The sequence below is a fragment of the Pseudoalteromonas translucida KMM 520 genome, assembly GCF_001465295.1.
Lineage (GTDB): Bacteria > Pseudomonadota > Gammaproteobacteria > Enterobacterales > Alteromonadaceae > Pseudoalteromonas > Pseudoalteromonas translucida.
Window position 1 is genome coordinate 1,578,751 of record NZ_CP011034.1, and the last position, 13,307, is coordinate 1,592,057.

The 13,307-nt window shown below is 39.7% G+C and carries 10 protein-coding genes; 7 read left to right on the top strand and 3 right to left on the bottom strand.

Annotated features, from left to right (window positions below):
• Positions 1-89 precede the first annotated feature (89 nt).
• The 5 genes from PTRA_RS07480 to PTRA_RS07505 all read left to right on the top strand — a co-directional run bounded on the left by PTRA_RS07480 (position 90) and on the right by PTRA_RS07505 (position 6,560).
• Positions 90-566, top strand: a complete 477-nt coding sequence (locus tag PTRA_RS07480) for a transcription elongation factor GreAB (protein ID WP_058373292.1) — start codon at positions 90-92, stop codon at positions 564-566.
• Between the two features lie 576 nt (positions 567-1,142).
• Entirely contained in the window at positions 1,143-1,583 is a 441-nt protein-coding gene (locus PTRA_RS07485; RefSeq protein ID WP_058373293.1) for a GFA family protein, read from the top strand.
• A gap of 1,867 nt (positions 1,584-3,450) precedes the next feature.
• A complete protein-coding gene (locus tag PTRA_RS07495) occupies positions 3,451-4,845 on the top strand; it encodes a RimK family protein (protein ID WP_058373294.1) in 1,395 nt (464 codons plus the stop codon).
• A complete protein-coding gene (locus tag PTRA_RS07500; RefSeq protein WP_058373295.1) occupies positions 4,845-6,002 on the top strand; it encodes a GNAT family N-acetyltransferase/peptidase C39 family protein in 1,158 nt (385 codons plus the stop codon). Before PTRA_RS07495 ends, PTRA_RS07500 begins: the two co-directional genes overlap by 1 nt.
• Positions 6,003-6,044: 42 nt before the next feature.
• On the top strand, positions 6,045-6,560 hold the full coding sequence (locus PTRA_RS07505; RefSeq protein WP_011328060.1) for an MgtC/SapB family protein: 516 nt from the start codon (positions 6,045-6,047) through the stop codon (positions 6,558-6,560).
• Positions 6,561-6,588: 28 nt separating this feature from the next.
• Here PTRA_RS07505 and PTRA_RS07510 read toward each other — a convergent pair whose 3' ends face one another.
• A complete protein-coding gene (locus PTRA_RS07510; protein WP_058373296.1) occupies positions 6,589-7,824 on the bottom strand; it encodes a sensor domain-containing phosphodiesterase in 1,236 nt (411 codons plus the stop codon).
• Positions 7,825-7,893: 69 nt separating this feature from the next.
• Positions 7,894-8,904 (bottom strand): GlxA family transcriptional regulator, encoded by a 1,011-nt coding sequence (locus PTRA_RS07515; protein WP_058373297.1) that lies wholly within the window; start codon positions 8,902-8,904, stop codon positions 7,894-7,896.
• A gap of 128 nt (positions 8,905-9,032) precedes the next feature.
• Here PTRA_RS07515 and PTRA_RS07520 point away from each other — a divergent pair, with 128 nt between their 5' ends.
• On the top strand, positions 9,033-10,940 hold the full coding sequence (locus PTRA_RS07520; protein ID WP_058373298.1) for a beta-ketoacyl synthase: 1,908 nt from the start codon (positions 9,033-9,035) through the stop codon (positions 10,938-10,940).
• Between the two features lie 72 nt (positions 10,941-11,012).
• Here the strand turns inward: PTRA_RS07520 and PTRA_RS07525 are convergent, their stop codons facing one another.
• Positions 11,013-11,429: an MgtC/SapB family protein gene (locus PTRA_RS07525; protein WP_011328064.1), complete on the bottom strand. Its 417-nt coding sequence runs from the start codon at positions 11,427-11,429 to the stop codon at positions 11,013-11,015.
• Between the two features lie 211 nt (positions 11,430-11,640).
• Between PTRA_RS07525 and PTRA_RS07530 the strand changes: the two genes are divergently transcribed.
• On the top strand, positions 11,641-13,161 hold the full coding sequence (locus PTRA_RS07530; RefSeq protein WP_237113481.1) for a BCCT family transporter: 1,521 nt from the start codon (positions 11,641-11,643) through the stop codon (positions 13,159-13,161).
• The last annotated feature ends 146 nt before the right edge of the window (positions 13,162-13,307 follow it).

A 13,307-nucleotide genomic window follows, 5' to 3' on the forward strand; every position in this document is an offset into this window, starting at 1 on the left:
TAAACAAAGCTTAGGGGCTAAACTATTGTGTTTAGCCCTCGTAGCAATGTTAAACTGCTCGCAATATTTTTACTGTATGTGTAAACCTCATGAACAAAGCCCACGTTATTGAACACCTTAAGTTTGCCCTAGAGGCGCAGCTTACCACCGCAAAAGTGGCCGCTAAAACAGCACACGACACCGCCACGCACGAAGAAAACATAGCAGAAAATAAATACGATACTCTAGGGTTAGAGGCCGCTTATTTAGCCCAAGGCCAAGCGCAGCGCGTAAACGATTGCTATAAAAGCATGGAATTATTTAAGCCAATATTTAATCAGCCAGCCAGTAGTAAAATAGCCATTGGCTCGCTAGTGTGTCTAGAGGATACAAATGAGCAGCAAAAATGGTTTTATTTAGGCCCAAGCGCAGGCGGATTAACCGTAGAGGTTAAAGGTTTAACGATTGCCGTTGTAACCCCCGGCGCCCCCCTAGGTAAGCTGTTATTAAATAAACAACTCGATGATGGCATAAGTTTAACCATTGCCGATGTAAAGCACGATTATGACATTGTAGAAATTTTATAAAATATTGGTTGTAAGCAAAGCTCATTTAAAAAACCACAAAACTTATTTATTCCCCCTCATTTTATTGTCGGATGGCGTGGCTTCGTCACTTATCCGACCTACTTCAATGTTTTATTGTGATTGCTATAAAAGCATGGAATTATTTAAACGTAGGTCGGATAAGCGAAGCGCCATCCGACAAAAAGCACCATCACGATAATATTTTGCAGGATAATTAAGCAGACACCCATCTTAATATTTGCAATTTCAGCATGCCGGGTTCAAACATGAAGTGGATGTCATGTTAAAGATTATGTTAAATATTTAAATCCCACATTAAATCTTTAATAAAACATTTATCATCATCGACTCTACTACCGATAAGTTGTATTACACGCTATACCTACTACACTTATCAATCGAAAGCATCAATACATACAGGGAGCAACTCTGGTTTACATCGACGTACATCGGCGGTTCAGAATGTGACTGATGTTAAGTTGTAACTATCATCGGTAGAGGCTTACATTAAGACTCTGTCGTTATTTATTTTACTGAAGATGCGTCCAACCAGGTACGCATAAAAGGAAAGAGATTATGACCAGTTCTTATACAGGTGGCTGCGAACACGTTCATATTAAAGCTAAAGCTGAGCCAATCGATAATCATGTTTGTCACTGTAATGTTTGTAAGGGCGTGACAGGCCAGCAGAGTACGCATGTGGCGTTCTTCAAATACACAGATCTGTCTGCCGATCACCCTGAAAAAATAAAGCGTCAGCCGTTCAATAAGGACAACCCAGAAGGACCACTTGAGCTTTGTAGCTGTACTGATTGTGGCGCTGCACTAATGCTTGATGATAAACAGAAACGCATTCGTGTTGCCGTGCCAAATGTTATGGGTTACAAAGAAGCAACGTTTCCTAAGGCCACATATCACGCATTCTACGACACATCAAAGGGCTACCCCAAACCATCCGACGGTCGTCCGGTTTATGAAGGGTTGCGTCCTGAATTCGCTTGGCCTGAACCTGCTTAATCGGATGCTTTTATACTCGAACAGGAGAGGTTAACCAATCAACCCTACTATTGACCTTGGCATCATTATAGCGAACCGTATAACAATTTCACGGCTTGGTATTACAGTTTTCGATACATGAAGGTAGTGGTGCCCGTTTTTTGCAGTAACTGATTTGGTAGGTATTACATCAGGGATATACGCGATCTCTTTAAATAACCGAAAAAGGGGGGCCACCCATTAGAAAGTTCCGGTCAAGCAGGCAGCTGCGTTTTCTTGAACTTTTATTTAAAAGCTAAGAGTTCTTACTTTTTAAACTCAATTTAAATATGACTGTGCGTTCAGTAATAATAAGTTTTTAGTGGGCTGTTGGACAATATCCATCCGTTTACGCATTAAGTCACTAACAGCTCTAAGCTTGCGTGGATATATGTAATTTTCAGGGAGTATATTTAAGCGTAACATTTCACCCAACCAGCGGACATCACTATGATCGTCAGCATGTTTTAAGCCTGAATATTGTTGGATTGCAGCGAGATTCGCTAAATATATTTTAAACTTTGCATCCATTAATGCATCAACGAGCCTATACCAATTAAATGTTGATTCAACAACAATTTCTGTTAGCTTGTCTTTATAGGGGATAAAAAAGACAAAATGACAGACACGTCATTATTTAAACGCGTTGCTCATTAATGATAGCAATAACATTATTATTTGAATGTAAGTCAATTCCACCATATAGCTTCATACTAAGCTCCTCGATATACTGTTTATGTTTTGCTCAACACAACTGTATTGAAAAACACTAGGAGCTTTCTATATGGTTATAAATATTTAACTTTTGTAAATTAGAGTGTTGAAAGCACACAGACTTTATCTTATCTATGAGAAACGTTTAAGGCAGCGAACTCTAATAGCGCATTTTACATTCCTACTCTTATTGGTCAAAAATTAAAATGTCAGAGAGCGTTTTAGATTGGAATACATCAATAAATGAGATCAAGATATAGAAACGGTGCTTTGGGCATCTAGGCTTAATTATAAAATTAGATCAAGTATTATGGGTTGCATCTCATCTGGAGTTCATAAATGAAAAGCAGACACCGCGACCTGGATGTGTAGTTTTTGAAGATGATAGTTTATTGGCTGTCACAGCACTAGACGGAATAGTCTGTATACATAAGCGCTCAATGTTCTCTTTGCCTGTATAATAGAAACTAAGAAACGAGAGATTTGCTAGAGTGAAACTTTGTTATATTGGAACTCGGTCATAATTTTTGTGTTAAGCTAAAAATTAAATATCTAAAACACAGTCTAATTACTCTTCAAAATAGATGATTAACCGCGTCAATGTCTGGAACCAATTATGTATAGGCATTGTCTAGTTTTTTGTAGCCTTTAATATATTATTATAAAATTTTAGCAGGTTGTTTTCATTTGGAAACCCGCCCGCCTTTGGTTTTTGTTAATTTTCGAAATTTTCAGGGCTTAGGTTCAATCGCTTCATAAACATCCTTTAAATTTACACACCGCGATTATCTGAATCGTTTAAATGTAGGTCGGATAAGCGAAGCGCCATCCGAAGAGCCAAGTTAAGGTTATAAACTCTTACCGTACCCATAAATTATGTGTCGGATGGCGTGGCTTCGTCACTTATCCGACCTGCATCAATAATTTTCATCTTCACGCTAAAAATATCTCGTTTGTTAGTTTATCAAAAAGGCCTTATAAAGCAGATGTGGTTTAGGATTACCTAAACTAAAGCACCCATCTTATTAAGTGACACGCGCAATGCACCACTTAGTACGATGGGTGTTTCTATTTTTAATGCTTAATTATAAAAAATTAAGCATGCTTTTATAATTAGACTTAACTAGGAAAAGTCGTGTTTAAAACCTTAATTGTGGTTGATAACAACGAGCAAACTCTTGCTCAATCATTCGAAAATGTTATTACGTTTAATACTTACCTACGTGACTATCCAAAACGTGATGAGCCTAAAACTCGCATTATTAACTTATGTGACTCAAGCCAATACTTGAGCAAAGGTTACTATTGCTCGCTACTCGCTGAGGCGCGTAAGCACCAAGTATTACCAAGTGTAAAAACAATAAATGCGCTACGTAGCGGCCAAGCACCTATGCACAATGTTGGCCAAATAGATGGCGCTCTATACTTTGGTAATGCCACTAACGATGAGCAAACAAAAGCGGCTAAATCGGTATTTAAACAATACCCAGCGCCTATTTTATTTGTTGATAACCAAGGCTTATTACAACAAGGGTCGCTATCGTCATTAGATGAGCAACAGTACAGCGATTTTGTAGCTAAGTTGAATAACTTTACCCAAACGCAATGGCGTATTACTGCAGAGCGACGTCGTTTTCGATGGGATATGGCAATACTTGTTGATCACAATGAAAAGGTGCCACCAAGTGATAAAGACGCAATAGCAAAGTTTATTAAAGCAGCGGCTAAACATGGTATTAATGCCCAAGCATTAAGCTTTGACGAAATAGATAATATAGCCCAGTTTGATGCGTTATTTATTCGTCAAACTACAGCAATTGATCATCCAACATATCGCCTTGCTAGCAAAGCACAAAGCTTAGGCTTAGTGGTTATTGACGATGCGGAGTCTATTTTACGTTGTTGTAATAAAGTGTATTTACACGATGCGTTTAACTATCAAAAAGTACCAAGTTTAAAAACAGTGGTTGTGGCTGATCAGTCAAGCGACACCCTTGAGCAGTTAGAAGTCGCGTTTACCTACCCGTTAGTATTGAAAATGCCAGAAGGCTCGTTTTCAAAAGGGGTATATAAAGTAACAAACCGTGCTGAGCTGGAAGCTAAGTTAACTGAGCTATTTGAATTTAGCGCTTTAGTACTTGCACAAGAGTATATGTACACCGAATACGATTGGCGAGTAGGGGTATTAAATGGCCGTGCAATTTACGCGTGTCGTTACTTAATGGCGCGTAACCATTGGCAAATTTATAACCACGATGCAAAACGATTTTTTTCGGGTGGCTTTGAAACATTGCCTACATTCGAATTACCAAAAGCGGTATTAGATGCAGCATTAAAAGCATGCAAAACAGTGGGTAAGGGTTTATATGGCGTTGATGTAAAAGAACATCAAGGGCGTGCTTACGTACTTGAAGTAAACGATAACCCTAGTATTGATCATAAAGTAGAAGACGGCTATTTAGGCGACGAGCTTTATATGATCATTATGGATGAATTTAAACAACGCCTTGAAGCGAGGGGTCGTGGTTAATGGCAAAAGCCATGGTTGAGAGTGTGGTTAATGAACAGGTTGAGCAAGTGGTTATTCGCCAAGCGCTTATCAGTGATTTAACTGCGCTCACTGCACTTGAAAATGCCTGCTTCAGTAACGACAAGCTTAGCCCGCGCAGTTTAAAGCGCTGGCTAAGTGCTAAGCACGGTATTTTATTAGTTGCCGAGCAAAATAATGCGTTATGCGGTTATGGCCTAATTTGGTGCCATAAAGGCACTCGCTTAGCGCGTCTTTATTCGCTTGCGGTGTTACCTACCATGCAAGGCAAAGGCATTGCTAAAATGCTACTTACAGCACTTGAAAAAGCCACCGCAGAGCGTGGGCGAATTTACCTGCGTTTAGAAGTCGCAGTAAATAACGACAGCGCAATTGGTTTGTATAAAAGCTTAGGTTATCGAGTGTTTGGTCAGTATAGCGATTATTACGACGATCACAGCGATGCGCTACGGATGCAAAAAAACATTCGTAAAACCAGTGAGCTGAAGTTAGCACGGTTAACACCCTGGTATCAGCAAACTACTGAGTTTACCTGTGGTCCTGCGGCGTTGCTAATGGCAATGGGGAGCTTAGATGCTAGCACTGAGCTGACTCAATCGCATGAGTTGTCGTTATGGCGAGAGGGCACTACTATTTTTATGACCTCAGGGCATGGCGGCTGTCATCCATTTGGTTTAGCACTGGCGGCACATAAACGTGGTTTTAACAGCGAGGTAATTGTTAATACCCTAGAGCCGTTGTTTTTAGATGGCGTGCGCAGTGAAAATAAAAAAGTAGTATTAGCAACGGTACATCAGCAGTTTGTAAATGGCATAACCGCTGCCAATATACCGCTTAGTAATAAAGATGTTGAGCTTGAAGACATTGAGCGTTGGCTGAAGCAAAATTTTAGCGTGTTGCTCTTAATCAGTACTTATCGGTTTGATGGTAAAAAATCGCCGCATTGGGTGTGCGTTACGCATTTAGATGAGCACTGTGTGTATGTTCATGACCCGTTTTGTGAGCCAGGAAGTGATAGTCAATTGGCTATAGATTGCCAATATGTGCCTATTGCTCGCAGCGACTTTAGTAAAATGTCGGCGTTTGGTAGCCAACGCTTAAGAACAGCAGTGGCTATTGCTAAATCAAAAGATTGTTAATATAAAATAAAATTATTCATATATGAATAACGAGGAAATTACGTGTTTTTACCTGATTTATTTGATGTAGCTCCGTACTCATGGGCTGCAATTGGTACGGCGGCATTTTGTGGCGCTATTATTGGTATTGAGCGCCAATTACGTGGCAAACCTGTGGGTATTCGTACTTCTGCGTTAATTACTTTAGGTACCTATTTATTTTTATCGACTGCGTTTAATTTACAAGGCGATGTAATTGACCACTCTCGCGTAGTGGGGCAAATAATTACTGGTATTGGTTTTTTGGGCGCAGGCGTAATGCTAGCTAAAGACGGCGCAGTGGTAGGAGTAACATCGGCAGCAACCATTTGGGTGTTGGCATCTATTGGTGTAATGATAGCCACCGAAAACTTGGGCGCAGCTATTAAGCTTTCTGTGCTGGTGGTCGGTATTTTATACGGTGTTGATGTGCTTGAAGCTAAGTTTAAAAGCTTAAGTAAAGGCGTGCACACTAAAGTTAAAATTTATTCAAAACGCTATTATCGCAAAAGCGAAAATGAAACAGAGCGCCACTTATAAAGTGGCGTTTTTATAATTAAGTTTATAACTAACTTAAAACTAATTTTTGATGCACTAAAGCATCGCAAAGTGCTTGTGGGCGGCCTAAATAATAGCCCTGAACCTTGTCGACATTTAGTGTGCGTAGGGTGTTTATTTCTTCTAGTGTTTCTATGCCTTCGGCAATAATATTACAGCCAATATCTTTAGCAAATCCGCATAATGCTTTAGCTAATAAATATTTTCGACGATCGCTATTAATGTTTCGGGTAAGGCTAATATCAAGTTTAATAATATCTGCTTGTAGCTCCAAAATATGCTGAAAAGAAGAATACCCCGCACCAACATCATCTATAGCTAAGCGTATGCCTTTTTTACGCAGCGGCGCGAGTGCCGTTAACATTTCATGGTAGTTGGCAATAGGAGAGTGTTCGGTTATCTCCAGTACTATATTACTGCAATCAGAAATAGCAGCTAATGCATTAGCAACGGCACCACTTAGTATATGCTCTGGTGAGGTGTTAATTGACACATACACATCTTTATTAAAATGACTCATATTGCCTAAAACATTGTTAATTGCCAACATTTCTAGGGCTTCACCTAAACCAAACTGTGCAGCTTCATCAAACCAAATGTTAGGTGTTCTGTAGGGCTCAACAAAAAAGCGAGACAAGGATTCGTAACCCGAAATTTTATTTGTGCTTAAGCTATATATAGGCTGGTAGTAAATTTCAATATTGTTTGTGTTTATAATATTAAGTACGTTAGATTTAATACGTTGCTTTGCTTCGTTGTTTTGTATTTGCGTATCAATAAGCTGCGAAGCCAGATCTGAAATTAAATTTAAAAATGCCAGATCACGTTTGTTTAATGTGTCGTCTTTTTGTTCGTTGTAGCAACAAAATGTGCCGTAAATATCGCCGTTGGATAAGGTAATTGGCACCCCAATATAAGCACCAATATTAAGCTTTTTAGTAACCGGCATATCGCGGGTTATACTATTTTTACTGGTGTCAGGTATTATATTATCTAGTTCATTATTGGCTAATTTATTACAGTAGGTTTCATTTATGGGATCAAAATTACCTACTTTTACAATATCGTTAGGGCGTTTGGTATCAACTAATTTAAATATACGTTTAGAGTCTGTAAACTCAGAAATAAAAGCAACGTCCATATCAAGGTGCTTACGAATAAGTGCTAGCAACCGAGTTAGTCTAGTGTTGAGATCAGTCTCTGTTTCAAGATCTAATAGTAAATTTTCACTAAAATTTACATGCATATTTCCAACTTCCTTGTGTTTTAGTTAATGGTTTATATTATTATAGTAGGCTGGCTTGTTTTTAAAGTATTAGCCAAACAATTTTTTTCTCACTACTTTACGATACTCACTGGGTGTTTGGTTCAGTATTTTTCTAAATATTCGCGTTAAATGACCTTGATCGTTATAGCCAACTTCTAACGCTACTTCTTGAATTGATAAATTTGACGAAGCGAGCAGCTCTTTTGCGCCTTCTACTCGTAACTGTTGCCAATACTCAATAGGGCTTTGGTTGGTAGCTGCTTTAAAGCGCCGTGTAAAAGAGCGATAGCTTAAATTAAACTGCGCGGCCACATCTTGTAAATTAAGCTCTGTTGCTAAGTTGGTTTTTAACCAAAATTGAATTTGGGCAATTAACTCATCGGGATGGCGGTCAACCGCGCCTTCAAGATAGCGCTGATCTTCGTAGGGTTTGCGTATTTCGTGGGAAAAATTGCGCTCAACATGCTGCGCTGCAGCTTTGCCATAATACTGGCTAATAATATGCACCATTACATCGGCTAGGGCGTTTAGGCTGGCTACGGTATAGAGTCGCTCGGATTGAGTAATAAAAAAGTCAGGCTTTAACAGTACCTTGGGGTAGTCATGACTAAATTGTTTAGCGTAATGCCAATGAGTAGTTGCAGGGTGCCCGTCAAGTAACCCAGCCTCTGCTAGTAAACAATTGCCAGTGCCTACGCCTATAATATGGCTGCCATTTGTAAAACTTTGCCCCAGCCAAGTAACTATATTTTGATTAGTGCGTACAACTGGGCGCGGGTTTCGCCAAATACCGGGCACTATTACTAAATCGCAATTGGGGGTATTGCTGGTGGCGCAATCGGGAAGGATTGCCAAGCCGGTACGATTACTTATTGGTTCATGGTTTTTAGCAACTAAATGAATAGCGAGTGGCCTAAAGTTTTGTTTATTAATATGGCCTTTTGCAAAAGCTTCGCCCGCTCTCAACATTTCTATAGGAAGGGTTAAACTCGTTATTAATAAGTGTTGGTAAACAGCAATAGCTATATTTAATGGGGGGTTACTCTGTTTATCAGTCATATAGATGCTCCGACCAGTTAGGGTTGGCCTTTTATGCTTAATATTTGGCTATTAAAGCACAAAGCGTGGTGCGTAATCCATTTAAACTAGTGTCATATTCTTATAACACGTTTTTTAAAAGGTAAATTATGACCGCATTACCCGTAATTGTAGGCATGGGAGGCATTAATGCCGCTGGCCGTACTTCTTTTCACCAAGGTTACCGCCGTATTGTGTTAGACAGTTTAAATGCACAAGCTCGCCAAGAAACGTTTTTAGGCCTCGCCACCTTAATGAATTTAGTTAGTGTTGTTGATAATCAACTACAAGACACTCAAGGTAACAATGTTGAGCAAAGCGACATAGAAGCACGTTTTGGTGAACAAATAATTGCCGGTACGCTTATTCGTAAAATTGAAAACGAACATTTTGATCCAGACGCCACACCATGGCAGCAAAAAATGACGCTTAATGCATCAGCCGAAAACGCTATTGTGTTTGAAACCCGTGCTCGCGATTTACCACAACCGGTACCTGCAAGCTGGCAGGTAGAGCAGCTGGAAGGTAAAAAAGTTAAAGTTACTATTGCCGCAGATATAGATGTTAAACACGCTTCAACTCGTGACAACCCGATTAAATCGGCAGGGCAGTTTCCTACAGGGTTTGATCCGTCAGTAATGTATAACAGCCGCTATCAGCCACGTGGTCTGCAAGCGACTATTTTTGCTGCTACCGATGCAATAAAATCAACCGGGCTTGATTGGCAACATATAATGAATAGCGTAGAGCCAGACAAAATTGGTACTTATTCGGCGTCGGTTATTGGCCAAATGGATGACAAAGGTTTAGGCGGCTTAGTTAAAGCTCGCCAGCAAGGCGACCGCGTAAGCACTAAGCAATTAGCGCTGGGTTTAAATACTATGTCGACCGACTTTATTAATGCGTATGTAACGGGCAACGTAGGTACTACGTTTTCAACATCGGGCGCATGTGCTACGTTTTTATATAACTTACGCGCAGCGGTTAACGATATACAAGCAGGGCGCACCCGCGTTGCTGTGGTAGCAAGTGTTGAATGTGCTATTACGCCAGAGGTTATAGAAGGCTTTGGTAACATGAGCGCACTGGCAAACGTTGAAGGTTTGCGCCGTTTAGATAACCTAAGTAATACAGATGAGCCTGACTATCGTAAAAGTAGCCGCCCATTTGGCGAAAACTGTGGCTTTACGTTAGGTGAAGGTGCACAAGTGGCTATTTTAATGGATGATGCTCTAGCACTAGAGTTAGGCGCCGACATTATGGGGTGTGTGCCAGATGTATTTGTAAATGCCGACGGCATTAAAAAGTCGATTACCTCACCAGGGCCTGGTAACTACATTACTATGGCAAAATCGGCGGCACTGGCAAGTAGCTTATTAGGTAAAGAAGCACTGCAACAGCGCAGCTTTATATTAGCCCATGGTTCAAGCACGCCATTAAACCGTGTAACCGAGTCATTAATTTATCATAAAGTGGCACAAACCTTTGCTATTGATAACTGGAAAGTAACTGCGCCAAAAGCGTATGTTGGCCATACTATTGCCCCTGCAAGTGGCGATCAGTTAGCTATAGCACTAGGTGTATTTAGCCACAATATTATGCCTGGTATTACGACTATAGATAAAATAGCCGACGATGTTTACGCTGATCATTTAGACATTAGAAACAGCCACTATGATTGCGGTGATATGGATATTGCATTTATTAACTCAAAAGGCTTTGGCGGTAACAACGCTACCGCTACAGTATTGTCTGCAAAAATAACACTGCAAATGCTTGCCAAGCGCCATGGCAAAAGCGTTATGAATGATTATGCTAATAAAAATGTGGCTGTAAAAGCAGCGCAGCAAAGCTATCAATCACAAGCTGATTTAGGTCAATACCAACTAATTTATCGTTTTGGTGATGGCTTAATCGATGATAACGACATTGTAATAGATGAGCAAAGCATACACCTTCCTGGCTTTGAAAAAGCGATTGCTTTTAATACAAAAAATCCCTATCAAGACATGTTTTAAGCACACATTCTTGTTTGGTAAGGCGCTTTTATAGCGCCTTTTTTGTTTTTATGAAGATATAAAATTGAAAACTTATTTAAACTTTTTAATATAGCGCAATGTTATAAAGTTAATAATGGCTAGTAAAATAGCTATTTCGTAGCGGCTGTAGGCCACCGCAATACCAATTAAACCCATATTCCAAATGCTCGCCGCGGTGGCGGTACCTGAGGTAGATTGGTTATTTTTTAAAATTGCGCCACCGCCAATAAAGCCGATACCGGTAATGATCCCCTGCAACATTTTTGATTGTGCTTCAGAGGAGTCAAGTACAGACAACGCAATTAACGCATAACCACACGATGCCACCGCTACTAGCGGAAAGGTACGCAGCCCCGCCCCATCTTGGCTGCGCTCTCTGTCGTAGGCCATTGGCAAAGCAAGTAAATAAGCTATGCCTAAGTGAATCAGGTTATCAACGATTTCGTGCCACTGTAAATCAATTTCCATGATCTTGCCTTTTTAGTTAATCTTAATAACTAGCTAGCAATCTGTAAGCCATTTATTTAATATTTTAAATTCAGTAATTTAGATTAATCTTAACTTTTATTCTGTGAGGCTTGGTAATAGTTACACTACTATTTTACTTTTTTACCAAAAAGTTAGTTTGATATCGCTTTTAAATATCCGTATTCTTTTACTTATAGTAAAAGATGATTATGTGAACCACTTGCCTTTAAACAAAGTAATTAATACAGCCACTAAACTTGAAAAAACCGCGTTACTACTGTGCGTTAGCTTATCAGTTGTGGCATTTTTATTTCCGGCATTACTTACGGCTCATTTGCAGCCTGTTATTAGCCAACTTTTAAGCTACTTGGGCTCGCCATTTTTTATTTTGGTTAACCTATTACTCTTTATTGTAATTGCCGTTGCTATAAGCCCGTTAGGGCGGCGTAAAATAGGTGGAGAGCAAGCAAAGGTTGAATTTGCTTTATTTGGCTGGCTCTCTATGCTTTTTGCTGCAGGTATGGGCTCGGGCCTCGTTTTTTGGGGAGTAGCAGAGCCTGCACTACACACTATAAACTCACCTTTAAAACAGGGTTTATACCCTAATCCACACACCAGTGGCTTGGCATTAACTTTAGTTAATTGGGGGGCGCATGCTTGGGCACTTTACGCGGTATTTGGTTTGGTACTTGGCGGGCTTAGCAGTAATAGCGGCAAAGTAGGCGATATTAGCGCGCCGGTTATAAGTGTGTTTAAAGGTGTTATAAATAAAGACTGGCAAATTAAGCTGGGCTTTGGCATTAAGTTAATTGCTATATTCTCGATATTTTTTGGGGTGGTTGGCACTATCGCAAACTCTACTTTATTACTGCGTAAAGGCTTGGCGTTAAAGTTAGGTGTTGAATCGGCTTTGTTGTCGGGGTTTATAATTATTAGTTTAATTGTAGCTTTATATACGTTATCGGCAACTTTGGGGCTTAAAAAAGGGATTCAAACACTCAGTAAGTTTAATATGCTTTTAGCATTAGCACTTATGGTTTGGCTGCTGTTTTTTGTGCCTATTGAGCCCATTATAAATATAGCTATTGGTGGCACCTGGGATTATTTACAGCTTATTACTATAGGAACATGGCAACTTGCCAGCCAGCTAAACGATCCAAAGTGGGCGAATGGCTGGACCTATAATTATTATTTTTGGTGGTTGGCTTGGGGTCCATTTGTGGGCGTGTTTTTAGCCAAAATAAGTCAGGGTCGCCCGGTGTGGCAATATATTTTAGGTGTTGTTTTAGTACCTACACTGGTTACTATTGTATGGTTTAGCGTGTTTTCTGGCTCTGCTATAGCCTGGGATGAAGCGCACCAAAGTGGTATTTTACAGGCAATAAAAGCAGATTATACCCAAGGCTTATTTGTATTTTTTGAGCAATTAGGTTGCCAAGGTGCCGTACTTATTTGGTCTAGCTTATTACTGTTACTTATTTTTGTAGCAACCTCTGCTGATTCTGCCGTTTTGGTTATACGCCAATTAAGCGGCGCAAATAAAACATATACTTGGAGTTTATACGCTTGGTCGTTTGCATTGGGATTGTGTGCTTACGTATTATTGGTTCAAAATAACGAGCCTTTAAACCGCAGTGTTGCGATTATTGGTGCATTACCTTTTTTGATTATATTTTTACTGCAATTAATTGGTTTTGTTAAGGAGTTTATAAAAGAGGAAGTGCATGAGTAATGTGCTTTGTTTAACGCCGTATAACGTTAAAATTTAAACTTTGATTTTATTTTACAAGGCCAGCATGCTCTAAATAAGCTTATGAGTATAGCCACAGCAAGTAGGGTAATAAAAGGCGAGTGAGTACTGATACAAGTAAGGACGTT

Excerpts from the sequence above, each read along its gene's own strand:
- PTRA_RS07480 (WP_058373292.1), top strand. The coding sequence starts at position 90 with ATGAACAAAGCCCACGTTATTGAACACCTTAAGTTTGCCCTAGAGGCG.
- PTRA_RS07515 (WP_058373297.1), bottom strand. The coding sequence starts at position 8,904 with ATGACTGATAAACAGAGTAACCCCCCATTAAATATAGCTATTGCTGTT.
- PTRA_RS07520 (WP_058373298.1), top strand. The coding sequence starts at position 9,033 with ATGACCGCATTACCCGTAATTGTAGGCATGGGAGGCATTAATGCCGCT.
- PTRA_RS07525 (WP_011328064.1), bottom strand. The coding sequence starts at position 11,429 with ATGGAAATTGATTTACAGTGGCACGAAATCGTTGATAACCTGATTCAC.
- PTRA_RS07485 (WP_058373293.1), top strand. The coding sequence starts at position 1,143 with ATGACCAGTTCTTATACAGGTGGCTGCGAACACGTTCATATTAAAGCT.
- PTRA_RS07510 (WP_058373296.1), bottom strand. The coding sequence starts at position 7,824 with ATGCATGTAAATTTTAGTGAAAATTTACTATTAGATCTTGAAACAGAG.
- PTRA_RS07500 (WP_058373295.1), top strand. The coding sequence starts at position 4,845 with ATGGCAAAAGCCATGGTTGAGAGTGTGGTTAATGAACAGGTTGAGCAA.